At 69.3% G+C, this 22,745-nt stretch carries 27 protein-coding genes; 14 read left to right on the plus strand and 13 right to left on the minus strand.

Features of this window, described 5'->3' with window-relative positions; genetic code table 11:
• Window positions 1-216 precede the first annotated feature (216 nt).
• A complete protein-coding gene (locus J2744_RS07290; protein ID WP_209546156.1) occupies window positions 217-828 on the plus strand; it encodes a translation initiation factor IF-2 subunit beta in 612 nt (203 codons plus the stop codon).
• Window positions 829-912: 84 nt separating this feature from the next.
• On the plus strand, window positions 913-2,088 hold the full coding sequence (locus tag J2744_RS07295; protein WP_209546158.1) for a M24 family metallopeptidase: 1,176 nt from the start codon (window positions 913-915) through the stop codon (window positions 2,086-2,088).
• Window positions 2,089-2,118: 30 nt separating this feature from the next.
• Here the strand turns inward: J2744_RS07295 and J2744_RS07300 are convergent, their stop codons facing one another.
• Window positions 2,119-4,512 carry an ATP-dependent DNA helicase gene (locus J2744_RS07300; RefSeq protein ID WP_209546160.1) on the minus strand — a complete coding sequence of 798 codons (2,394 nt, stop codon included), beginning with the start codon at window positions 4,510-4,512 and terminating at the stop codon, window positions 2,119-2,121.
• A 114-nt stretch (window positions 4,513-4,626) separates the two neighbouring features.
• The gene (locus J2744_RS07305; RefSeq protein WP_209546162.1) at window positions 4,627-5,283 is read right to left on the minus strand and encodes an HAD family hydrolase; all 657 of its coding nucleotides are present in this window, start codon (window positions 5,281-5,283) and stop codon (window positions 4,627-4,629) included.
• A 137-nt stretch (window positions 5,284-5,420) separates the two neighbouring features.
• Between J2744_RS07305 and J2744_RS07310 the strand changes: the two genes are divergently transcribed.
• Complete coding sequence (locus J2744_RS07310) at window positions 5,421-5,885, plus strand: TIGR00725 family protein (RefSeq protein WP_209546164.1); 465 nt, start codon at window positions 5,421-5,423, stop codon at window positions 5,883-5,885.
• Window positions 5,886-5,924: 39 nt separating this feature from the next.
• Here the strand turns inward: J2744_RS07310 and J2744_RS07315 are convergent, their stop codons facing one another.
• Window positions 5,925-7,079 carry a cobalamin-independent methionine synthase II family protein gene (locus tag J2744_RS07315; protein WP_209546166.1) on the minus strand — a complete coding sequence of 385 codons (1,155 nt, stop codon included), beginning with the start codon at window positions 7,077-7,079 and terminating at the stop codon, window positions 5,925-5,927.
• A gap of 174 nt (window positions 7,080-7,253) precedes the next feature.
• Between J2744_RS07315 and J2744_RS07320 the strand changes: the two genes are divergently transcribed.
• From J2744_RS07320 to J2744_RS07335, 4 genes are all read left to right on the plus strand, one after another.
• The gene (locus tag J2744_RS07320) at window positions 7,254-7,454 is read left to right on the plus strand and encodes a hypothetical protein (protein WP_209546168.1); all 201 of its coding nucleotides are present in this window, start codon (window positions 7,254-7,256) and stop codon (window positions 7,452-7,454) included.
• Complete coding sequence (locus J2744_RS07325) at window positions 7,451-7,666, plus strand: hypothetical protein (RefSeq protein ID WP_209546170.1); 216 nt, start codon at window positions 7,451-7,453, stop codon at window positions 7,664-7,666. Before J2744_RS07320 ends, J2744_RS07325 begins: the two co-directional genes overlap by 4 nt.
• Window positions 7,667-7,814: 148 nt before the next feature.
• Window positions 7,815-8,078: an AbrB/MazE/SpoVT family DNA-binding domain-containing protein gene (locus tag J2744_RS07330; RefSeq protein ID WP_209546172.1), complete on the plus strand. Its 264-nt coding sequence runs from the start codon at window positions 7,815-7,817 to the stop codon at window positions 8,076-8,078.
• Complete coding sequence (locus J2744_RS07335; RefSeq protein ID WP_209546174.1) at window positions 8,075-8,488, plus strand: putative toxin-antitoxin system toxin component, PIN family; 414 nt, start codon at window positions 8,075-8,077, stop codon at window positions 8,486-8,488. Before J2744_RS07330 ends, J2744_RS07335 begins: the two co-directional genes overlap by 4 nt.
• 473 nt (window positions 8,489-8,961) lie before the next feature.
• Here J2744_RS07335 and dph2 read toward each other — a convergent pair whose 3' ends face one another.
• Together dph2 and J2744_RS07345 are read right to left on the minus strand one after the other, a co-directional pair.
• Window positions 8,962-10,005 carry a diphthamide biosynthesis enzyme Dph2 gene (gene dph2 / locus J2744_RS07340; protein ID WP_209546176.1) on the minus strand — a complete coding sequence of 348 codons (1,044 nt, stop codon included), beginning with the start codon at window positions 10,003-10,005 and terminating at the stop codon, window positions 8,962-8,964.
• A 136-nt stretch (window positions 10,006-10,141) separates the two neighbouring features.
• Entirely contained in the window at window positions 10,142-10,843 is a 702-nt protein-coding gene (locus J2744_RS07345; protein ID WP_209546178.1) for a hypothetical protein, read from the minus strand.
• A 132-nt stretch (window positions 10,844-10,975) separates the two neighbouring features.
• Between J2744_RS07345 and J2744_RS07350 the strand changes: the two genes are divergently transcribed.
• From J2744_RS07350 to J2744_RS07365, 4 genes are all read left to right on the plus strand, one after another.
• Complete coding sequence (locus J2744_RS07350) at window positions 10,976-11,635, plus strand: alpha/beta hydrolase (protein WP_209546180.1); 660 nt, start codon at window positions 10,976-10,978, stop codon at window positions 11,633-11,635.
• A 69-nt stretch (window positions 11,636-11,704) separates the two neighbouring features.
• Window positions 11,705-12,079 carry a YlbF family regulator gene (locus J2744_RS07355; RefSeq protein ID WP_209546182.1) on the plus strand — a complete coding sequence of 125 codons (375 nt, stop codon included), beginning with the start codon at window positions 11,705-11,707 and terminating at the stop codon, window positions 12,077-12,079.
• Window positions 12,080-12,179: 100 nt separating this feature from the next.
• Window positions 12,180-12,878, plus strand: a complete 699-nt coding sequence (locus tag J2744_RS07360; RefSeq protein WP_209546184.1) for a MinD/ParA family ATP-binding protein — start codon at window positions 12,180-12,182, stop codon at window positions 12,876-12,878.
• A gap of 104 nt (window positions 12,879-12,982) precedes the next feature.
• Complete coding sequence (locus tag J2744_RS07365) at window positions 12,983-13,603, plus strand: RAD55 family ATPase (RefSeq protein WP_209546186.1); 621 nt, start codon at window positions 12,983-12,985, stop codon at window positions 13,601-13,603.
• A gap of 38 nt (window positions 13,604-13,641) precedes the next feature.
• On the opposite strand, the gene J2744_RS07370 is transcribed toward J2744_RS07365, so the two are convergent.
• Together J2744_RS07370 and J2744_RS07375 are read right to left on the minus strand one after the other, a co-directional pair.
• On the minus strand, window positions 13,642-13,902 hold the full coding sequence (locus J2744_RS07370) for a hypothetical protein (RefSeq protein ID WP_209546188.1): 261 nt from the start codon (window positions 13,900-13,902) through the stop codon (window positions 13,642-13,644).
• A 152-nt stretch (window positions 13,903-14,054) separates the two neighbouring features.
• Window positions 14,055-14,987 carry an FKBP-type peptidyl-prolyl cis-trans isomerase gene (locus J2744_RS07375; protein ID WP_209546189.1) on the minus strand — a complete coding sequence of 311 codons (933 nt, stop codon included), beginning with the start codon at window positions 14,985-14,987 and terminating at the stop codon, window positions 14,055-14,057.
• Between the two features lie 176 nt (window positions 14,988-15,163).
• Here J2744_RS07375 and cyaB point away from each other — a divergent pair, with 176 nt between their 5' ends.
• Window positions 15,164-15,745, plus strand: coding sequence for a class IV adenylate cyclase (gene cyaB / locus J2744_RS07380; RefSeq protein WP_209546190.1), 582 nt, complete (start codon window positions 15,164-15,166; stop codon window positions 15,743-15,745).
• 5 nt (window positions 15,746-15,750) lie between these two features.
• On the opposite strand, the gene J2744_RS07385 is transcribed toward cyaB, so the two are convergent.
• Complete coding sequence (locus tag J2744_RS07385) at window positions 15,751-16,236, minus strand: MaoC family dehydratase (RefSeq protein WP_209546191.1); 486 nt, start codon at window positions 16,234-16,236, stop codon at window positions 15,751-15,753.
• Between the two features lie 467 nt (window positions 16,237-16,703).
• Here J2744_RS07385 and J2744_RS07390 point away from each other — a divergent pair, with 467 nt between their 5' ends.
• On the plus strand, window positions 16,704-17,657 hold the full coding sequence (locus tag J2744_RS07390) for an HpcH/HpaI aldolase/citrate lyase family protein (RefSeq protein ID WP_209546192.1): 954 nt from the start codon (window positions 16,704-16,706) through the stop codon (window positions 17,655-17,657).
• 69 nt (window positions 17,658-17,726) lie between these two features.
• On the plus strand, window positions 17,727-18,980 hold the full coding sequence (locus J2744_RS07395) for a Glu/Leu/Phe/Val family dehydrogenase (RefSeq protein ID WP_209546193.1): 1,254 nt from the start codon (window positions 17,727-17,729) through the stop codon (window positions 18,978-18,980).
• Between the two features lie 38 nt (window positions 18,981-19,018).
• On the opposite strand, the gene J2744_RS07400 is transcribed toward J2744_RS07395, so the two are convergent.
• The 5 genes from J2744_RS07400 to J2744_RS07420 all read right to left on the minus strand — a co-directional run bounded on the left by J2744_RS07400 (window position 19,019) and on the right by J2744_RS07420 (window position 22,714).
• On the minus strand, window positions 19,019-19,732 hold the full coding sequence (locus J2744_RS07400; protein ID WP_209546194.1) for a diphthine--ammonia ligase: 714 nt from the start codon (window positions 19,730-19,732) through the stop codon (window positions 19,019-19,021).
• Window positions 19,733-19,847: 115 nt separating this feature from the next.
• Complete coding sequence (locus J2744_RS07405; RefSeq protein ID WP_209546195.1) at window positions 19,848-20,417, minus strand: DUF7110 family protein; 570 nt, start codon at window positions 20,415-20,417, stop codon at window positions 19,848-19,850.
• A gap of 166 nt (window positions 20,418-20,583) precedes the next feature.
• Window positions 20,584-20,928: a glutaredoxin family protein gene (locus J2744_RS07410; RefSeq protein WP_209546196.1), complete on the minus strand. Its 345-nt coding sequence runs from the start codon at window positions 20,926-20,928 to the stop codon at window positions 20,584-20,586.
• A gap of 93 nt (window positions 20,929-21,021) precedes the next feature.
• Window positions 21,022-21,657, minus strand: a complete 636-nt coding sequence (gene gfcR, locus J2744_RS07415; protein ID WP_209546198.1) for a transcriptional regulator GfcR — start codon at window positions 21,655-21,657, stop codon at window positions 21,022-21,024.
• Window positions 21,644-22,714, minus strand: a complete 1,071-nt coding sequence (locus tag J2744_RS07420) for a glucose 1-dehydrogenase (RefSeq protein ID WP_209546199.1) — start codon at window positions 22,712-22,714, stop codon at window positions 21,644-21,646. The genes gfcR and J2744_RS07420 overlap by 14 nt, the downstream gene beginning before the upstream one ends.
• Window positions 22,715-22,745 lie beyond the last annotated feature (31 nt).

Here is a 22,745-nt window from a genome sequence, read left to right on the forward strand (position 1 = left end):
GAACGGCGAACGTAGCGAGGCGTGAACGGCGTCGTCGACGAGATAGCCCCGGAGGAGATTTGAACCAGGGAACGGAGCAGCGCGGAGTGACCGTGGTTCAAATCTCCCTCCCGCTACGTCTGGCAGACCGCTACTCTCCCAGCACCGCCTTTACTTTCCGGAGCCGCCGCCACCGAACCCGGAAGCGATTTCCGTCGCGCTGTCGTTTCCTCGCGTATGGATTACGAATCGAGCCTCGACCGCGCGATGGAGGAGGTGCCAGATCTGGGCGGCTCCGACGAGCGGCTGTCGGTTCCGGACCCGGAATGGCAGAAGGACGGGGCGTTCACGCGCCTGACGAACCTCTCCGCGATCGCCGACGCCTTGAGCCGCGACCCCGAACACGTCCACTCGAAGATCCAACAGGAGCTCGGCACGGCCGGCCAGTACGAGGACGGCCGCGCGCGCTACAGCGGGAACTTCCGCGAGCGCGACTTCCAGGCCGCGATCGACTCGTACATCGAGTCGTTCGTCACCTGCTCGGAGTGCGGTCTCCCCGACACGCGACTGGAGACCGAGAACCGGACGCCGATGCTCCGCTGTGAGGCCTGCGGGGCGTTCCGACCCGTCGCCAAGCAGAACACCTCCAACACTCAGCGGCAGGAGGATGCCGTCGAGTCGGGCAACACGTACGAGCTCGAAATCGTCGGTACCGGCCGCAAGGGCGACGGCGTCGCCGAGCGCGGCGAGTACACCATTTTCGTCCCCGGCGCACAGGAGGGCGAGACCGTGACGGCCTACATCAAGAACGTCTCCGGTAACCTCGCGTTCGCCCGCCGCGAGAACTGATCCGGGCGAAGCGACCCCCGACGCCGGCACCGGAGGCGTTCCGCTACCCGACCGTTTATCGGCGCGTTCGCACATCGGTGAGGTATGGCCACACGACTTCCCGAGTCGGCCTTCGAGGACCGGCTCGCCGCGGTCCGCGACCGACTCGCAGAGACCGACGCCGACGCCGCGACGTGGGTCGGCGCGACGTCTATCGAATACCTCACCGGCTTCCATCACATCCAGACGGAGCGCCCGGTCGCCCTCGCGGTCACCGACGACCGCGTCGAGATCACCGTCCCGAGACTGGAGGTCGAGCGCGTCTCGCCGAACCCGCGGATCGACGCCGTCCACGACTACTTCGATTACCCCGGGGGCGAGCCGGTCGCGGTCGCCGTCGAGATGCTCGACGGTCTCGGTGCCGACGCGATCGCCGCCGACGCCGACGGCCCGCCGGGCGTGATGGGGTACGAAGGCCCCGCGTTCTCCGAGTCCCTCGACGTCGAGACGCAGTCGTGGGTCGACCGGATGCGCTGGGCGAAGTCCGACGCGGAGGTCGATCTGATCCGCGAGTCCGCGAAGTGGGCGAACCTCGGCCATCGCTACCTCGCCGACTTCTCCGAGCCGGGCGCGCACCCGGCCACCGTCTCGCAGCGCGCGTCGACGGAGGCGTCCCGCGCCATGCTCGACACGCTGGGTGACGCCTACAGCGTCCGCGTCCGCGGCGACGGCCCGGTCCACGCCGGCTACATCTCCGGCGAGGAGACCGCGCTCCCGCACGGCCACACCCCGAACGAGCGGCTCTCCGAGGGCGACGTGCTGGTCACCGGCGCGACCGCGAACGTCGACGGCTACCGCTCGGAGCTGGAGCGGACGATGTTCGTCGGCGACTACTCCGACGAGCAGGCGCACTACTTCGAGCTCATGCTGGAGGCGCAGACGCTCGCGATCGACGCGCTCGGGCCGGGCGTGCCGGTCGCCGAGGTCGACCGCGTCGTCTGGGAGTACTTCGAAGAGCAGGGCGTGACCGACCTCGCACAGCACCACGTCGGCCACAACATCGGTCTCGGCGGCCACGAGCCGCCGTACATCGACCGCGGCTGGGGCGAGCGCTACGAGGGCGACGACGCCGTGATGGCGCCCGGCCACGTGTACACGATCGAACCCGGACTCTACACCGACGAGTACGGCTACCGCCACTCGGACACGGTGGCGATCACCGAGTCGGGGACGGAGCGGCTCACGAACTTCCCGCGAGACATCGATTCGAACGTCGTATAGCGGGGGTGTCCGGGCAAATCTCGGTCGGCCTCACTCGCTCGCCGCCGGCGGCCGCGATTCGAACCGGTCGAGCGCGACCTCCAGCATGTCCGGACTTACGGGCTGGTACTCCTCGCGCTCGTGTTCCGGGAAGTACTCCCGAACCCCGTTCCACGAGTCGCGGGCGTAGCGGGCGTCGAGCAGGACGCGGACGCCCCGCTCGTCCGGGCCGCGGATGACGCGGCCGACCGCCTGCCGGGCCTTCCGCACGGCGGGGACGGTGAGCGCCGTCTCGAATCCCGACTCGAACCGCCGGTCGTAGGCGGTGATCACCGCTCGCGTCTGCGGTCGCGCCGTGTTGATGATCGGGACGCCGCAGACGACCGCCGCCGAGAGGCGGTCGCCGCGGTAGTCGACGCCCTCGGTGAGGGTCCCGCGGAGGCTCGTCACCAGCACCTTCCCGTCGCCGGCGAAGAAGTCGTCCTTCAGCGACTCCGTCTCGCGGTCGCCGGAGGACTCGTCGAGGAGGACCGGCTTGTCGAGTCGCTCCGAGAGCGCCTCGGCCATCCACGTCGCCTCCGCGTAGCTCGGGGTGCCGACGAGGACGTTGCCCTCGCGGCGCGCGACAGCGGCCGTCGCGTCGAGGTGCGCGAGCCGGGTCGGGTTCTCCTCGCCCGGCGCGCCGCGGTTCTGGTGGGTGAACTTCGGCGCGTCGACCGCGAGGCTGGCTCGGTTCTCCTCCGGGAAGGAGAGCCCGTACGTCCGCTCGACGACCGGACGGCCGCGCTCCGACAGGTGATCGAGTCCGGTCACCTCCCGGAACAGGTCCATCGGCTCCAGCGTCGCGCTCATGAGGACGCCGCCGCCGAACGACGCGAGCCGGTCGCCGATCGGCTCGCTCGGCAGGCAGTTGTGGAGCGCGAGCCGCGCGTTGTACGCCCGCCGCCACGAGTCCGGCGGCTCCGTCTCGTCGAACGTGCGTTCGAGCTCGATCGCGCGGAAGAAGTCCGTGTGGCCCTCGCGGTACCAGGCGTTGAGCGTCCGACCGACGCCGGGCGCGGCGCGCTGTTTGTCCTCGTCTTCGAGCGAGTCGAGGACGCGCTTGACGACCGCGCCGACCTGCTCGGCGCGCGCCCAGACGCGCTCGCCGTACCCCTCGTCGGCCGCCCACGCGGTGATTTCGTCTTCGCCCGGCTCCTCGGGGTCGCGGAGCGGGATCTCGGTGTCGTCGAGGTCGCGCATCGACGCCCGCCAGTCGGGGCGCTCGCGGTCGAGGTGCGCGGTCACACGCCGGTCGAGCTCGCCGCGGAGGTCGGCGTAGAACTCCCGCACCGCCTCTATCTCTTCGACGGTCACGTCCGCGTCCTCCAGTTCGCCGCGGACGAGCGCGGCGTCGTCGGACTCCGCGCCCGCCGTCTCGAACGAGAGCGGCTGGACGACGCGGGTGAGCTCGTTCTCGGCGTCGCGGAGGCTCGCGTCCGCAACCGCGTCGCTCACGAGGTCCCGCACGCGCGGTTCGAGCATGTGCGCCTCGTCGCAGACGACGAACGTCGAGTCGTCCAGCAGCGCGCCGGTGAACGTCCCGGTCGTCACGGGGTCGAACGCGTGGTAGTAGTTGCCGATGACGACCTCGACCTCGGGCACGAGCGCGCCCATGATCGAGTGCGGACAGGAGCCGTGGCCCGCCGCGAGCCGCACCAGTTCGTCGGCGTCGACGTGGCCGAGCTCCGTCACGTCGAACGGGACCGCCTCAGCGGGGTCGCCGTCGTCCGGGAGGTCGTCGAGGAACCCGGCGTAGAAGGGGCAGAATTCGACATCGTCGTACTCCTCGGTGTCGGGGCGGTACGGGGTCGGCTCGCCGTCGACGGAGAGGTAGTCGGCGGCGGGGGAACCGCCCTCGTCGGACGCGTCGGCCGGCCCGGACGCCCCGCCCGCGGCGGCCCCGGAGTCCATCAGCCCGACCTGCTGGCTCCGCGCCTCGCTCACGAGGTTCGAGGTGGTCGTCGCCCCCCCGTCGCCGACGAGGTTGCGGGTGCGCTCGCGGAGCCCCTCGCAGCGCTCGTACACGTTCTCGCGGTCGATTCCGCCGCGGTTCTCGCGGGCGTACGGGCAGACGTCCGCCTTGCCGACGAGCGTGAGCCCCGAGACGGGGTCGTACCCCTTCGGGAGGTCGTCGTTTATCGTCCGCAGGTCCGTCTCGAACTGGCGGAGCTGCTGTTTGACGCTGGTGAGGACGAAGACGCGCTCGAAGTCGGAGTCCGGGTCGCGGACGCGGTCGAGTCCGGCGGTGAGCGCGAGCATCGTCTTCCCCGTCCCGCAGGCGCCCTCCAGCGCGAGGAAGCCGCCGTCCTCGGCGGCGTCGACGGCGGCGTCGATGCCGTCGGCCTGCTCGGGGTAAGGTTCCGGATGGCCGAAGAAGTCGGCCCACGGGGGCGAGTCGGTCACGAGAGCGAGTTACGCCGCATCCGATTTAAACGCTTCATCGAGCGTCCGCGGTCGGCGGTCTCGTACGCCGACGCGCCGCTGCCGGAAGGCGGAACGCACGGGGAGCGTGGCGGCTCACTCCACGATGTCGTGGAGGTCGGCCAGCTTCTCTATCTCCCAGGTCGGCCAGACGTTCAGCTCCCAGTCGCGGCGGTGGGGACGGCGGATGAACGCCGAGTCGATCCCCGCGTTCTCGGCCGCGCGCACGTCGGACTCGTTGTCGCCGACGAACAGGGCGTTACCCGCGTCGAGGTCGCCGAGCGCCTGCTCGATGTAGTGCGGGTTCGGCTTGCGCAGCTGGAGCGAGTGGATCGTCGGCTCGCGGCCGTACGCGGCGCCCATGCGCTCGAACCCGTCGAAGTGGTCGACGAGGAAGTCGACGGTCGCCTGCTGGTTCGACGAGACGATCCCCATCTCGACGTCGAGGTCCTGTAGCTCGTCGAGGTCGTCGTAGGGGGTCTTGCGCCCTTCGCGGGCCTCCTGCTGTTGAGCGCGCGAGACCACGTCGTCGCGCGTTCGCCAGAACGACCCCGGATCGAGGTTGTACGTCTGGCAGACGGTGCCGACGCTGCCGGGGGTCGCACCGATGGTCATCTGCTCTACGTCGTCCGGATCGGGCTCCTCGACGCCGCACTCCTCGAACGCGTTCCGGGTCGCATCCCGGAGCACGTCGAAGCGCGTGCGGCCCACGAGGACACCGTCGTTGTCGAACACGACGGTATCGTACGTCATAGCTTTCGTTCGCGGCGGGCAGGGATAAGGGTTTCAGTGACGGTCTCAACGGCGAGAATCGACGCGAAACGACACGCTGTGCCGGGATAAGCGGGATCTCCGGTCGATTTACCCGCTGGGGCGTCGTGAGTCGATCCATGCGCGTCAGCGTCATCGGCGGCGGTTCGATCGGTCCGGAGACCGCGGCGGTCGCAGAAACCCTCGGCGAGCGGCTCGCGGAGCGCGGCCACACCGTCGTCTGCGGCGGTCTCGGCGGCGTCATGGCGGCGGTCTGCCGCGGCGCCCGCGCGACCGGCGGCGAGACGATCGGAATCTTGCCGACGGACGACCGCGAGGACGCGAACCCGCACGTCACGACCCCGATCGCAACCGGCATGGGTCACGCGCGCAACGCGCTCGTCGTGATGAACGGCGACGCCGCGGTCGCGGTCGACGGCGCGAGCGGGACCCTCTCGGAGATCGGTCTCGCGCTCGCGCAGGGCCGCCCGGTGGCCGGACTCGACACCCACGTCGTCGACGGGATCGAGACCGTCGACTCTCCCGCGGCGGCGGTCGAGCACGTCGAGCGGGCCGTCGACCGCGACGACACCGGATCGGACTGAGTGCCGGCAGCCGGCGCGCCGGCGGGGTTTCGCGTCGGATCAGTCGAGTCGGTCGTTCGCGATCTCGGCGCCCTCGACCATCGCCTCCAGCTTCGCCCACGCGATCTCGGGGTCGACCATCCCGATGCCGGCCTGCGTGCCGAAGCCGCAGTCGGGCGCGGCGACGAGGGGGGTCCCGTCGTCGACCGCGTCCGCGACGCGCTCCAGCCGGTCGGCGATCGTCTCCGGGTGGTCGATGATGTTCGTCTTCACGTCGACGACGCCGGGGATGAGCGTCCACCCGTCGGGGAGGGGGTGTTCCGCGAAGGCGCGGTACTCGTGCTGGTGGCGCGGGTTCGCCTGTTCGACGCTGAGTCCGGTGATGTCGGCCTCGTAGATCAGCGGTAGCATCCCGGCGAGGTCGGTGTCGAAGTGATGGGGTCCCTCGTAGCTGCCCCAGCAGGTGTGGAGCCGGACCTGCTCGGCGGGCACGTTCGCGAGCGCCTCGTTGAGCGCCTCGACGTGGAGCCGCGTCGCGTCCTTCGCGGCTTCCAGCGGCTCGTCCGCGTACGCCGCGGTGTGGCCGACGGTCAGCAGCTCCGGGGCGTCGATCTGGAGGGTGAGTCCCGCGTCGGCGACGAGCTCGTACTCCGTCTTCATCGCCTCGGCGACCGCGAACAGGAACTCGTCGTAGTCGTCGTAGTGGTCGTTAACGTGGGTGGCGGTGACGACGCTCGGCGACGCCGCAGTCATGAACGCGTCGTCGACGTCGCGGTCCGCGGCCGCGAGCGCGTCCGTGAGCGCGTCGACCTCCGCGCGCGCCTCCTCGCGGCCCGTGTACTCGACCGCCTCGGCGACGACGGGGTGTTTCGAGAGGTCGATCACGTCGGTCTTGAACGTCTCCTCGGCGTAGGAGGGGAACTCCTGAAGGTCCGCCCACAGCTCCGTCTCGCGCTGTCCGTCGATACCGCTGAGCCGGTCGGCGACGTACCAGTTGAACGAGACGCGGGACTGCTCGCCGTTGTTGATCGTGTCCAGGCCGGTCTCGACCTGTCGGTCGACGACCTCGCGGGTCGCGTCCGCGACCGTCTCGCCCCACTCGTCGGGGTCGACCGGCTCGCCGTCCTGACGACGGGTGAGCAGGTCGAGCAGTTCCGGCGGTCGCGGCAGGCTACCGATGTGCGTGGTGGAGATCCGGGCGTCGTTCGTCGTCATCGATCGGGACGACGGGACCCGCCCTCAAAAGGGCGGAGGATCCGGCGGGATCGGCGCGATCGAGGGCGCGATTCCCTCCGTCACCGAGCCGAACGAATCCGGGGGCGCGGGCCGCGACGGCGTGTAATTAGATGTAATTAAGATTTATCAGTCCGGAGCGAGACGGACTCGTCAATGAGCGACTACACCACGATCTCGCTGCGGAAGGAGTTCGTCGCGGACGTCGAGGAGTACATCGAGGACGAGCCGTTCGGCTCCGTCAAGGAGTTCGTGAAACACGTCGTCGTCCAGGAGATGGAGTCCGACGAAGGGGTCTCGGAGGCGGAGGCGAAACAGATCGCACAGAAACTTCGGGACCTGGGGTACATGGAATGAGCGGGCGGCACCCGGGGGCCGAGTCGGCTAATCTCGGCGGGATCGAGCGCGCCGACCTCATCCTGCTCGCGATCCCGCTCGCGTTCTGCGCCGCGTACGCGGCGGCGTCGCTCGTCGTCCGTGGTTACACGCTCCCCGTCGCTGGCGGGTCGCTCGCGGCCGGCGTCCTCGTGGTCGACGGTCTCTTCCTGAACCCGCCGGACGAGGCGTGACGACGCGTTGGGATGGGATCAAATCAGAAAGGGGGATCCGGTGAATTCTATTTTCCTAGGTATTATATCGAGTGAAACAGCCGGCAGATGGACTCTGCGAATTGGCCGGTAGATTCAACCCCTTGCGTAAGGAATTCTTACACATACAATGTCGTCCGATGAGCCTGAAGTAACCACGGTAACCTCGAAGGGACAGATCACGATCCCGAGTACACTCAGAGACCAATTCGGACTCGAACAGGGGACGAAGCTCATGGTCGTCCCGACGGAGTACGGTCTCGTGTTGAAGAAAGTCGACCTCCCATCGATCGAAGAGTTTCAACAGCGTGTTGAAAACCGGACGGACGCGGGCGAAACGTCTCTCGACGAGGTCACTCGACTCGTCCACGAGGCGCGGGGCAGCGACGAATGAGGGCGGTGCTGGATACGAACGTCTTCATCTCGGGCGTCATCGCAACCGGTGTGCCACACGAACTTCTCGTCAAGGGATTCGAACGCGAGTACCAGATCGTCGTTTCGGTGGAAACGCTCACCGAGTTCCGTGAAACGCTGCTCAAGTACCCAGAGCGCTTTCACATGAGCGAACACGAGGTACAACAAGAAGTCGAACTGGTCCGATACTGTTCGGAGTTCGTCGATCCGCAGGAAGACATCACGGCTGTTGAGGCGGACCCCGACGACGACAAGTTCCTTGAAGCGGCCGTCGCCGGTGGCGTCGATTACCTCGTCTCCGGCGACGGACACCTGCTCGATCTCGACTCGTTCCGTGGGATCGATATCGTCGAACCGAGGACGTTCTATGATCGACTCGACGCGTCGTGAATTTCCAGTACGAGCGATCTGTTCTCAGTCTGTACTGAGCGATTGATGACGGAGAAACATCGTCTCCAGAGAATTGTAACAGAGTCAGATAACCGATGGCCCGACGACGACGAACGCCTCCAAATCCCCATCCAGCACCGCAGCCTCGTACCTCCTCAGCCTCGTCAGTCGCCCGTCGCTTCGCTCCGGGCGACTGACTCCAGCGAGAATCTTCGATTCTCTGGCCGCCGGCGCGTCGCGCCGGCGACAGTGCGAGAGCGAAGCTCTCGCTTGAAACCGGACGGAGTCCGGTGACAGCGAGGCGCGACGCGCCTCTGGCAGTCGGGCGAAGCCCGACGACCTCGCGCGTGCGGCTCACGGCCGCCGAGAGCGGCCGCTCGCCGGTACACGCCGCCGCGCTGGTGTTTATAAGTAATCTCACCGCTGGAAGCGTTCGACGGAGTCTGAAAAAGCGAACCGCGCTTCGCGCCGACTTACCAGGTGTCGTGGAACGTGTCGAACTCGATCGAGTCGAGCGGCTTCTCGCCGATCGCGGCCTCGTACTCGCCGGGCGTCAGCATCGGCTTGTGGAACCGCGGGCCGTCGTCGGTCGTGATCCGCGGACAGCCGGTGTTGACGAACGCGTCCATGTCGAAGTTCCGCAGGCGGTCCGGCGTCACCTCGTCCATCGTGATCAGGTAGGCGTTCTCGTTGTTGTCGACGATCTCCTGGGCCTTCTCCCAGCGGCCCTGGCCGATCTTGGTACAGAAGATGACGCCCCACTTCTCGGCGTCCATCGCCTTGTGGACCGCGGCGTAGCGCTGCTTGAGGAACTGGTCGTGTTCGGCGACCGACACGGCGTTGTTGACCGGGTCGGCGATGACGACGCGCTTGTCCGGGTGCTCCATCGCGAGCCCGACCGGGTGGAACTTCCCGCCGCCGACGTACAGCACCTGCTCGGCGTCGATGTCCGCGGAGGCGTAGTTACAGCCGAGCACCTGCCCCTCCTTCGTGAGGCGGTCGTCGCCCCGGCGGGTGTGAACCTCGTAGCCGCGCTCCTCCAGCCAGTCCGTCATCTCCTCGAAGCGGTTCATGTGCTGAGCCGTCGTGACGAGGCCCACGTCGGCGTCCTCCTCCGGCGGGGACAGCTCCTCTTCCAGCGCGTCCTCCATGATCGGGAACGGGTCGACGTTCGAGAACAGGGGGACGTAGACGATGCTGTCGGACTCCTTCATCGGCGTGTGACCGAAGTGGACGAACACGTCCGTCCGGCGCATCAGGTACGTGTCGAGGTCGCAGGCGCCGTAGCAGGGCTGCCCGGAGAGCATGAACGTGACGTCGTCGGGGGCGACCTCGCGGAGGTCGTCGGCGACCTTCGGGCCGCGGCGCTTGAGCCCCTCGGGGAACTGGAGACCGACCTTCGAGGCGTCGCGCTCCTCGATGGCCTCGAGGATCCGGTCGAGTTCGTAGTCCCACTCGCGGTCGTGTTTCAGGGCCATCCCCGTTTTCGTGAGATCGCCCTCCGTGGAGCCGCTCATATCGAACGAATTGTGTGGCAGGACGGTTAAACGGCCCGTTCGACCCCGAGTTTCGTCCCAGACGTTCGTGACCGTCGGCTGCGGCCGTCGGACCGTCGGCGAGCGGCCGCCGCGATCGGCGCACAGTCCCGATGTCTCAGAGGCTGTCGTCGGTGAGCAGTCGAGCGAACCACGTCCGCACGCCGGGCAGCACCGCGCCCGCCTCGACCGCGACCGGGTCCCGGTCGACGTCGAGGGGCACCCGCTGCGCGTCGTCGCGCTCGACCTCTTCGCGGGACCAGACCAGACTCCCGTCGGAGTCCGCCGCGGGGGCGTCGCCGCGCACTTCCCATCCGGATCCGCCGCGGACGGTGAGCCGGTCGGCGGCGAGGTACCGCGACCCCTCGCCGCCGATCGCGATCGGGTTTCGAGGGGCCGCGGGCGTCAGCGGCGTGAACACCACGGCCCCGAGGTGTCGTTCCGTGGCGTTCGGGTCGCGGTAGTCGACCACCAGCGCGTCCCCGTCAACCCGCGAGTCGACGTCTCTCGGCTCCGCGATTCCGTCCCGAACGGCGTCCGAGACGACCGCGCGCCGGAGCGACTCGTTCGCCGCGAGCACGTCGCTTCCGGCCGCGAGGTCGACCCGCGCTTCCCACGTCGTCGACCCGTTCCCGTGGAGCGTGACGGTCAGCGAACTCTCGCCGGCGGTCACGGAGGGACCGTCCGCCGTCGTTCGATCCAGTTCGCAGACGCCGCAGACGGGCGTCGGCGGTGCGCGCGCGTCGACCGGCGACGCGGCGACCAGGGCAGTCACGCCGAGGAGCAGTGCGACCAGTAGGAGGAGGGAGCGGGGACGCATACGCTGACCGTCTGTGCGAGCGAACCATAAAATCACGGCGTCGACGCCGACCGGACCCCCGGCGGCGGCCGCCGTGACGACGCGCTGCCGCGGCCGACGGACCTAACCGCCGTCCTCGCCAATCGCGCACCGATGACCGACATTCCGCTCGAACACGTTCACGTCGCGCCCGAGGACGGATCCGACGGCGAGCCCGCGCCCGCCGTCTTCGTCCTCCACGGCCGCGGCGCCGACGAGGAGGACCTGCTCCCGGTCGCCGCCGAGCTGCCGGACGACCGCCACGTCGTCAGCCTCCGCGCGCCGGACCCGCTTCAGGGCGGGTACACGTGGTACGAACTCGACCTCTCGGCCGGCGGGCTGGAGTCGAGCCAGCCCGACGCCGCCGACTTCCGGCGGAGCCTCGATCTGATAGTCGAGAGTGTCGAGGCCGCGGTCGACGCCTACGAACTCGACGCCGACCGGATCGGGCTGCTCGGGTTCAGTCAGGGCGCGATCACGAGCCTCTCGCTCCTCTTGGAGGACCCCGACCGCTACGCGTGGGTCGTCGCGCTACACGGCTACCTCCCGGAGTCACACGCCGACCTCGACCCCGACGGAATCGAGGGGAAACCCGTCTTCGTCGGCGCCGGCGCCGGTGACCGCGTGATCCCCGACTCGCGGACGAGCGCCGCCGTCGAGCGGCTCGAAGCCGTTGAGGCCGCCGTCACCCACGGGAGCTTCCCCGGCGGCCACGGTATCGGTCCCCAAGAGCTCGAGGCGGTCGTCGAGTTCGTCGAGTCGCAGGCTCGGTAACGGGAGTCGGAAGCCGACTCCGACCCCCGGCTCCGGCAGGTTCAAACGGCTCGGCCACGACGTTCGGATATGAGCGTCGAACAGGTCTCCATCGAGGACCTCGGCCGAGAGCTCGGCGAGCGGATCGCCGAAACCGCGGAGTACGAGCGGTTCGAAGAGGCGAGAGCGGCGGTCCAGCGCGACGAGGAAGTCCAAAGCCGGATCGACGAGTTCGAGCAGTTGCGCGCGGAGTTCATGCAGGCCCGTCAGACCGGGCAGGCGACGAACGACGGGCTTCAGCGCGTCCAAGAGGCGCAGGACGAACTCCACTCGATGCCCGTGATGAGCGAGTACCTCGACGCGCAAGATGAGCTCGAAGACACCCTCGAAGCCGTCAATGAAGCCATCTCCGAGCCGCTCGCCGTCGACTTCGGCGGCGAGGCCGGCGGCTGCTGTCAGGACTAAACCGTCGTCAGCGCTCGCTGGCGTGGCCGTCCGACCGGCCGCCGGTGCCGGACGGCGATCGCGGCTGACTCCTTATAAGCGATACCGACTCACGCCCGCCGTGATAGCCGTCGCCGGCGGCAAGGGCGGAAGCGGAAAGACCACGACTACCCTCGGGCTCGCCCGCGCGCTCTCGCGGCGCGGCGCTCCCGTAGTCGGCGCGGACGCCGACTGGGATCTGCCGAATCTCGCGCGGCTGGCCGCGGAAACCGCGGCGGACTCCGCGTCCGCCGGAACCGGACCGCGGGCCACCGGAGAGGCGGCACGAACGATCCTCGACGCGGCTCGCGGAACCGATCGAGTGCGCCCGGATCGCTCCGAGCCGACGATCCTCGCGGCCCCCGACTCGCCGCGGTCCGTCGACGCGCACGCGACGTTCGACGCGCTCGACGGCGCGACGCCGGACGAAGCGCCGGTGTTGCTCGACTGTCCGGCCGGCGCGTCGCCGGACGTGGCCGCGCCCCTGCGAGCGGCGGACCGGGCGCTGATCGCGACGCCGCTCAGGCGGGCCGCGCTCCGCGACGCCGCGAAGACGGCGGCGATCGCCCGCCGTCTCGGCTGTCCGCCGGTCGGCGTGGTCGTGATCGGCGAGGCGAGCGTGCCGGACCGGGTGGCGGCGCTGCTCGACTGTCCCGTCCTCGGCGCGATTCCGGACGGTGGGGCCGCCCCGCTGTCCGACCCGGGCGTCCGGAGCGCGTACGACGACCTCGCCCGGCGGCTCGGCGAGACCGAGGCGGCGACGGGATGGAAAGTCGCGTGAGGATCGCGGAGGCTGGCGGCTCCGGAACGGCGGACCGCGAGGCCGTCGTCGGCCGAGAGAGCCGTCACCGACAGACCCAAGCGTCCACGGGCGGCAGCGATCGTATGGAGACGCTTCCGACTGGGATCTCGGTGCTGGATCGACAGTTCGGCGGAGGGCTCCCGAGCGGTAGCGTCGTCGTGTTGAAGGCGAATCCCGACAGTCAGTCCGAGCTCATCCTGGACCGATTCGCCCGTATTCGCCGGTGTCGATACCTGACGACCGTTCGATCGGCCGGAGCGGTGGAGGCGGCGCTCAGCCTCGACGGGGACGAGGAGACGACAGTTGAGACCACGGACGACGCCGGCGACCTCGACGAAGCGGCGGCGTTGACCGACGATCTCCCCGAAGGCGGGACGCTGATCGTCGACTCCGTGGAGCCGCTTGAGGCGGACGCGTCCCCGTCGACGTACGCCGAGTTCCTCGACGGGGTCCGGTCCCGCGTCGACGACGCCGGCGGCGTCGCGGTGCTCCACGCGCTTCGCGGCGGCGAGGATCCCCGAACGAGGCGGATCACGGAACAGGTCGCGGACGTCGTGTTCGATCTCCGCACCACCGTCACCGGAACCGAAATCGCGAATCGCCTCGTCGTTTCCAAGTTCCGCGGCGGCGCCGCCCTCGAAGAGCCGCTGAAGCTAAAGCTCACCGACGAGGTCGCCGTCGACACGAGCCGCGACATCGCCTGAATCGGTCCAACGTCCTCGCGGCTGGCTCAGTTCTCGGGTTAGACTACGGCGGAAACGACCAGCACGACGCCACCTACGGCGGCCGCCACGATCGCCCAGTTTCGCGCGGTGTCGAACGCTCCGTACGGGCCGCCCTTCCGCGAGAAGAGGTACAGCGCGTAGACGGCGAGCGGCGTCAGCGCCGGGAGCGTCGCGACCGAGACGAGACCGGTGAAACTCGACAGCAGCGCGACCGCGACCGTCGTCGCGCCCGCGGCCGCGGCGACGAGCGCGTCCTCGCGTGCCCGTTCGATCTCCATACCCTGTCTGGACGGGTCGGCGGGCAAAAGGGATCTGTTCGGCGGTCGGATCGACTCGTCGGGCGGAGACGAACGCGGATCCGACCGAACGCGGTCGCTCCGCGCGACGCGAAAAACGGAAAAATGCGAAGACCGGTAGACGGCGAGGTCGGTTACTCCTCGTCGATCTCGTCGACGATCTCGTCGGCGTCGACGTCGACGTCTTCGAGCGCCTCCTCGATGTCGACGTCGCCGGCGCCGCCGCCCATGCCGCCCATCATGCCGCCGAGACCGCCCATGCCGCCGCCCTCGATGACCTCCTCGACGACCACGCGGTCGAGGTCGAGGCGGCTCATGAGGTCCTGGGCGATCTGCTGTTTCTGGAACATCCACTGCTGGTTCATCTGCATCGCCTGCGTCGCAGTGACGTAGAGGACGTCCTTCTCGACTTCCTCGGTCTCGACGGTCTCCTCGCCGTCGTCGTCCTCGGTGACGGTCTCCTCCTCCTCGGTGACCGTCTCGATGCGGACCTCCGGCGCCTCCTGGAGGTACATACCGAGCATGCCGGCGGCCTGCTGTTCGCGGTCGTCGATGGCTTCGAGGATCTCGTACTCGTACTCGAGATCCTCGCCGGCCAGCGGGTGGTTGAAGTCGACGCGGGCGCGGCCGCCGATGATCGTTTCGAGGTGGCCCTGGCGGTTGTCGATCTGGATCTGCGCGCCGGGGTAGCGGTCGTCCTCGGGGATCTTGTCGGCCTTGACCGTCTCGACCTCGTCGGGGTCGTACTCGCCGAAGGCGTCCTCGGCGGGGACGTCGACCGTGCCCTCGTCGCCGACGGAGCCGCCGACGAACGCCTCCTCGACGGAGGGGAACACGTGGCCGGCGCCGAGCGCGATGATGCGCGGCTCGAAGTCGTACTCGTCGACGTCGATCTCGGCCTCCTCGGCCGTCTCCTTGTCGGTCGTGTCGATGACGCGATCGTCGTCGGCCGTTCGGATCGTGTACGCGACGCGGACGAAGTCGCCGTCTTCGAGTCCGTCTGCGTCGGTCTCGGTCTCGGTCTCCTCGGCCTCGTCGGCCGCGTCCGCTTGCTCCTGATCGCTCATACCTGAAGGTCACCTGTTACACCCTTAAGAAGCACGGTTCGGCCCGAAGGCCGCCGACGAACCGGAGACAGCGGCGGTTGGGCGGTTGACGCGCCGCCGCGCGGAACTCGGCAGTCCGTTTCCGGTCCACGTGGAGTCCCGCGTCCCTTTTGAACGCGCCGGGCGCACGCCCTGCCATGTACGAAGTCGAGATCAAAGTTCCGGCCGAACTCGACGCGACGCGGGAGCGCCTCCGCGAGGCCGGCGCCGAGCGCGTCGACGCCCGCCGACAGCGCGACACCTACTACGACGCGCCGCACCGCGAGTTCGCCGAGACCGACGAGGCGCTCCGGATCCGGCGCGAAACGCCGCTGGCGGAGGGCGTGGAGTCGCCGCCGGAAGACGACTCCGACGCGGCGGCGACGGTCACCTACAAGGGACCGCTCCTCGACGAGGCCTCGAAGACGCGCGCCGAACACGAGACGGGCGTCGACGACGGTGAGGCCCTCGCGGCGGTCTTCTCGGGGCTGGGCTTCGAACCGGCCGCGACGGTCGAGAAGCGCCGGGAGTTCTGGTCGTACGACGGGTTCACGGTGACGCTCGACGCCGTCACCGGGCTGGACGAGTACGTCGAGATCGAGCGCGCCGTCGAGACGGAGGGCGAGGTCGACGCGGCGCGCGAGGCGGCGGTCGACGCGCTCGACCGGCTCGACCTCGACGCGGACGAGCAGGTCCGCACCTCCTACCTCGGGCTGTTGCTGGCCGGCGAGGGGGACTGACGGACTCAGTCGCTCTTGCCGTCTTCGGCTCCCTCCGGCCGCTTCTCGGAGAGGACGGTCCGCTCGAACTCGCAGACGAGCACGTGCTCGTCCCCGTCGACGACCTTGAACGCCTCCACGCGCATGGTGACGACGCCGCGCCCGCCGTCGCTCGTCTCCCGCTTGTCGGTGACGGTCGAGCGCGCTCGGATCGTGTCGCCGTGGAACACCGGGTTCGGGTGTTCGACGCCGTCGTACGAGAGGTTCGCGACGATGGTCCCGTCGGTCGTCTCCGGGATCGAGATCCCGACCGCGAGCGACATCGTGTACAGCCCGTTCACCAGACGCTCGCCGAACTGCGTCTCCGCGGCGAAGTCGGCGTCGAGGTGGAGCGGCTGCTGGTTCATCGTCATGTCGCAGAATCGCTGGTTGTCCGCCTCGCTTATCGTCCGTCGCTTCGCGTGCTCGATCGTCTCGCCGACTTCGAACTCCTCGTAGTACAGTCCGGACATGGCCCTCCGGTCGACCGGCGGCGTGAAATCGGTACCGCTCCTTACTGGGGGACCGTTCGTAGTGACTCCGTCCGATAGGCAGTCGATCGTTCGTAAATGCCCGCCAGCAGATCGGCAGTGACCACCGCCAAAGCCCCAGCCGGGAGGCGGGCGCACGCTCGCTGCGGTCCTCACTCGGCCGCTCACTGCGTTCGCTCCCTCGTTGCGGTCCTTACTTCGCCTGCGCCCGCCTCCCGGCTGCCCCTTTGAGTCCCGCCCCACACCGCTCCGCACGGCACCTCACGCCTCCCCAGCCTCGTCGGCCGGCCTCCGCTTCGCTCCAGCCGGCCGACTCCCTCGCGCGTGCTGGCTTCGCGGCCGCGGAGGGCGGCCGCTCGCAGGCACGCGCCACCGTACTTCGTCGTTCATTTATAAACGATCCTCTCCAGACGCCCACGATTTATGTCCGACGGCGGGGAGGCCTCGACATGGCCAGACGAAGCCTGCTGTTCTCGCCCGGCGACAGTCCCGATCTCATGCGGAAGGCGCCCGGGACCGGCGCCGACGTGATCTGCTTCGACCTCGAGGACGCCGTCGCCCCCGACCGGAAGGACGAGGCGCGGGCGGCGGTCCACGAGGTGCTCTCGGATCCCGCCTTCGACCCCGACGCGGAGGTGTGCGTCCGGCTGACAGCCGAGTCGCCCACGGCCGACCTCGACGGTGTGTTGGAGAGCGACGCGGGCGACGAGGGGGGTTCGGAGGGAGAGACGGGCGCGGAGAACGAGACCGGCGCGGAGAACGAGGCCGGCGGGAAGACCGGGAGCGGCGGCGTCCGCCTCGACGCGGTGATGCTCCCGAAGGTCGAGTCCGCCGACCGGGTCGAGCGCGTCGCCGCGCTGTGCGCCGAGCGCGATCGCGACCTCGCAGTGTTCGCGCTCGTCGAGACCGCGGCGGGCGTCCTCTCGGCGCAGGCGATCGCGGCCGCGGACGCGACCGACGCGGTCGCCTTCGGCGCCGAGGACCTCGCCGCCGACGTGGGCGCCACACGGACCGACGAGGGGACGGAGGTGCTGTACGCCCGCGAACACGTCGTCCTCGCGGCGAGCGCGGCCGAGGTCGACGCGCTCGACACGGTGTACACGGACTTCTCGGACGAGTCGGGACTTCGCGAGGACGCGGCGTTCGCCCGGCGGCTCGGCTACGACGGGAAGCTCGCGATCCACCCGGCGCAGGTGGGACCGATCACCGAGGCGTTCACGCCGGACCCGGAGGCGGTGGAGTGGGCGGCGCGCGTCCTCGACGCGCGCGACGAGGCGGAGCGCGAGGGGCGGGCCGTCTTCGAGGTCGACGGCGAGATGATCGACGCGCCGCTGATCGCACAGGCGGAGCGGATCCTCGACCGCGCGGCCGACGGCGACCGCGCCCCTGAGGGCGGCCGGTGACGGCGCTCGGCGCGCGGACGACCCGGGCCGTCCGTCACAATTAACCTCCGGCCACCAGCACGTGAGGGTATGTCTTCTGAGGCGAATCCGTTCGAGAGTCTGCGCGAGCAGGTGGACGACGCCGCGGCCGTGGTCGACGCCGGCTCGGGCGTCATCGAGCGGCTGAAGAACCCGGAGCGGGTGTTGGAGACGAACCTGACGTTCGAGCGCGACGACGGTTCGCTGGAGACCGTCCGCGCGTACCGCTCGCAGTTCAACGGCGACCGCGGCCCGTACAAGGGCGGGATCCGCTATCACCCGGGCGTCACCCGCGACGAGGTGAAGGCGCTGTCGGGCTGGATGGCGTACAAGTGCGCCGTCGTCGACATCCCGTACGGGGGCGGTAAAGGCGGTATCGCGATCGATCCGGCCGACTACTCCGCGGACGAGTTAGAGCGCATCACCCGCGCGTTCGCGACCGAACTGCGCCCCCTGATCGGCGAGGACCGCGACATCCCCGCGCCGGACGTCAACACCGGCCAGCGGGAGATGAACTGGATCAAAGACACCTACGAGACCCTCGAGAACACCACCGCGCCCGGCGTCATCACGGGGAAGGCGATCGACTCCGGCGGCAGCGAGGGGCGCGTCGAGGCGACCGGCCGCTCCGTGGCGCTGTCCGCCCGCGAGGCGTTCGACTGGCTCGGCCGCGACCTCGCGGGCGCGACGGTCGCCGTTCAGGGGTACGGCAACGCCGGCTCCGTCGCGGCCGCGCTGCTCGACGACCTCGGGGCCACGGTCGTCGCGGTCTCGGACTCCTCGGGTGCCGTCCACGCCCCCGACGGACTCGACCCCAGCGACGTGAAATCGCACAAGTCCGAGACGGGGTCGGTGACCGGCTACCTCGGCGCCGACGACATCACGAACGACGAGCTGCTCACGCTCGACGTCGACTGCCTCGTCCCGGCCGCGCTGGAGAACGCGGTCGACGGCGACCTCGCGGCGGACGTCGCCGCCGACCTGATCGTCGAGGCGGCGAACGGCCCGCTCACGCCCGACGCGGACGACGTGCTCGCCGAGCGCGACGTCCACGTCGTCCCCGACATCCTCGCGAACGCCGGCGGCGTCACCGTCTCCTACTTCGAGTGGGTCCAGAACCGACAGCGGTTCAGCTGGACCGAGGAGCGCGTCAACGAGGAGCTGGAACGCGTGATCACGGCGGCGTTCGACACGCTGGTCGACACCTACGAGTCGAACGAGGTTCACAACCTCCGGACCGCGGCGTACGTCGTCGGGATCGGCCGGATCGTGGACGCGTACGATCAGGCCGGAAACTGGCCGTAGCGTAGGCGTTCCGGCGAGATCTCGACGAGAGCGACGGACTACTCCAGCGACGCGTCCCGGACCTCGACGTGGCCGCGGTCCCCCTCCCACACCGCGTCGTAGGCCAGGTCGATGCGGCGGTCCATGTGCGGGCCGTCGACGACGTACGTCTCGAACTCGCCGCCCTCGCCGAGCGGGTGGACGCCGTACTCCTCGCGGAGCGCGAGCAGGTCGTCGAGCGCGGCCGCGTCGTACCGGCGGCCGAGCCACGACTCGTCGAGTCCGTACGCCGCCACCTGAACGATCCGGATCTCGAAGCCGGCGTCGAACATCGCCTCCGCGAGTTCGACCGGGTCCTCCTGCCACAGCGGCGCGAACAGATCGATCCCGAGCCGGTCGCACATCCCCTGAATGCGGTTCGTCTGGAACTCGCTTTCGACCGCGCCGGCCGTGACGCCCGCGAGATCCACGTCGCTCTCGGCGGCGATCTCCCGAAGCGCCGCCTCCATCGGCTCCAACTCCGCGTCGCCCTGCGCGCCCGCGTCGTCGACGTCGTCCGCGCCGAAGTCCGCGGGCGACACCTCGACGAGGTCGATCCCGACGCTCTCGGCCGCGAGCGACGCCAGCTCCGTCGCCGGCGTGTGGTACATGTACGAGTCGCCGGCGGGGTGGACGGTCAGGAGTCGCGAGACGTCGAGTCCCTCCTCCAGCGCGCGGTACAGCGCCCACGAGGAGTCCTTCCCGCCGGAGAAGAGGCTCACCCAGTTGCTCATGACCGGAAGAGGGTATCGCGCGGATAAAGGGTCGGCGGTCGGCCGCGGCAGGCGGCGGAGGCGGGCGTGGCGGGCGGCGGGGCAGGCGCGTGACGCGCGTGGCGGGCGCGTCGCTTCAGTCCGAAATGAAGTCGTTGTCGCGCCAGTTGACGCCGCCGTCGCCCTCGCCGGCCCCCTGCGGGCTCTCGACGACCTCGATGCTCGCGGGGCGCCGCTCGCCCTCGACGATCCGGGTCGCTTCGAGCTCGCCGTCCTCCTCGGTTATCGCGGTCAGCGTCCCCTTCTCCGAGAGGGTCGCGATCTCGCGGAGCACGAGGAACATGGGGTACTGGAGCGCGGAGTTCTGGAGGACGGTCTCGCGGTCGCCCTTGAAGCAGGCGAACTCGACCAGCTCCGAGGGGATCTCCTCCTCCTCGTCGTCCATCCACTGCGGGCCGCCGGCGCGGGGCGGCTCCTCCTCCCAGACGCGGGTCTCCGTGACCGACGCCTTCAGCTGCGCCGTGGGCGTGTACTTGCTGATCGACTCGTCGTCGGACAGGGCCTTGATGATGAGTGTGTTGTTTCGACGCGTGATGTCGATATCGTCGATCTCCGGCGGCAGGTCGGGATCTTCGTCGAAGTACGTCTCTACGTCTTCGAGTGGCAGTTCGAGCGTCGAATGAAGTCTGAACACGCGGCCTGTCATTGTTTGTGGAAAGCGGTGGGGTCGAACCGGTGGTCGCGGCGGCAGCGGCAACGACTGCTTCTATCCTCTGTAGGCACCGTGGGTTTATATGGCCTGCCCTTCGAGACCCTTGGATCGGGTACCGCTCGCAACCGCCGGTGTGCGAGTCCGACACCGTGAGGCGGCCTCACTCGGCGCCCAGCTCGGCGGCGAGCTCGCCGCGCTCGTCGAGTTCCGCGAGCACGTCGCTCCCGCCGACGAACTCGCCGTCGACGAACGTCTGCGGAATCGTCTCCCAGCCGCTGTGCGACTCCAGCGCCTCGCGGTACTGCGGCAGCGCGGGCAGCACGTCGACCGTCTCGAACTCCTCGACGTGCTGGCTGATCAGTTCGACGGCGCGCTTCGAGTAGCCGCACTGCGGCATCAGGCGGTTCCCCTTCATGAACAGCACCACGTCGTTGTCGGCGAGAACCGTCTCGACGCGCTCGTCGATCTCCTCGGGGTCGGCGTCGGCTTCGGGACTGAACGTCATGGAGGCGCGTACGCGACGGCGAGGCAAAGGGGTTCCGCACGGGGACCGGGAGGACAGAAGCGAGGCCGACCGGTCGCGAGGCTCGCGTCTCGGCTACTCCTCGCGGTCGACGCGGACGACGTCGACGAGCGAGTACACCGGCACCCCGTCGATCTCGTCGTACCCCTTCTTGTCGACCAGCACGACGCACGCGACCGGCTCGCCGCCCTGTTCGCGGATCGCGTCGATCGACTCCCGCATCGTCGTCCCCGAGGTGATGATGTCGTCGACGACGTAGCAGTCGCGGTTCCGGATGGCGGCGAAGTTCCGCGAGAAGCCGCCCCCCTGCTCGTCGATGTCGCCCTCTTCCCACTGGTGTTTCGCGGGCGCGTACGTGCCGAGGTCGGTGTCGAGCCGGTCCGCGACCGCGGTCGCGAGCGGCGCGCCGGCCTTCTCGATACCGACGGTGAGGTCGACCTCCTCGCCCTGTTTGGCCAGGAGGTCGGCCATCGCGCTCGCCGCGTAGCCGAGGCGAGTCGAGTCGCGGCCGAGCGCGGACCAGTCGACGTGGATGTCGGCGAACGCGGTCGTCTCCGCGGTCGCGTCGGCGGCGTCCGACCCGCCGCCGCGCTCGACCAGCCAGCTCGCCGTCTCGCGGGAGACGTTCAGTTCGTCGGCGATTTCGCCCTTCGAGAGACCGTGTTCCGCGAGCTCGGCGGCGCTGTCTATCAGGTCGTCAACGTTCTTCATACGCGGCAAATTCGACCGCCGTTTTAATAGTCGTGTCGTCATCCGCGAACGCGGCCTCGAACTCGTCCAGCCCGTGGACGCCGGTCACGAGATCGCCGAAGAACTCCTCCGAGAGCCCCGAGAGCGACTCGATCGCGGACTCGAAGTGACCGTACCCGGAGTTGACGCTACCGACGAGCGCCTTGTTGTGGAGGACGAACTCGCGGTGGAGCCGGCCCCCGTCGATCTCGAACTCCCAGTCGCCCGGGACGCCGAGGAGCGCGCCGACGCCGTTGGGCGCGAGCGCCTCGATCGTCTCGAAGGCGTGGGGCGCGTGGCCGGTCGCCTCGAAGACCAGGTCCATCGGCTCGTACGCGTCCGAGACCTCGGGGACGGACGTCTCGTTGGAGTTCACGTACGTCGCCCCCAGCGACTCGATGATCTCGATCGTCGGGTCGGGGCGCTCGCGTCGCCCGAGACAGTAGATCCGGTCGAACTCCTCGTCGAGGGTCGCGACCGTCAGGAGTCCGAGCGACCCGTTGCCCAACACCAGCGCCGACTCCGGCTCCCAGTGGAACGCCGACCGGCTGGCGTACGCGTGTTCGATCGCCTTCTCGGCGATCGAGACCGGCTCGACGAGGAACCCCCACTCCGCGAGCGCCGGCGGGATCTCGACGAGGAACTCGGCGGGGCTGGTGAAGTACTCAGCCATGAAGCCGTGCGCGCCGACGATGCCGCGCTCGTGGTACTCGCCGTCCGGCGCCATGTCGGGTTCGCCGCGCGCGAAGTACTCGTTGGCGCCGTTGGGCGGGCGGCGCACCGTCGGGACGACGACGTCGCCGACCTCGAACGGCGTGTCGTTCGGGTCCTCGACCACGCCGACCGCCTCGTGACCCAACACGAGGTGGTCCTCGCCCGCGGGGGTCCCGCCGTGTCCGCCGGCGATGACCTCGTGGTCGGTCCCGTCGACGCCGACCCGGAGGGTCCGGACCAGCGCCTCGCCGGGCGCCGGTTCCGGTCGCGGCTTCTCGGTCACGACCGGTTCGTCGTCCCCCTCGTAGACGGCAATCGCGTTCATATCTCGACTCAGGCGGCCAGTGACCAAAAGA

The sequence above is a fragment of the Halorubrum trapanicum genome, assembly GCF_017873555.1.
Taxonomy (GTDB): domain Archaea; phylum Halobacteriota; class Halobacteria; order Halobacteriales; family Haloferacaceae; genus Halorubrum; species Halorubrum trapanicum.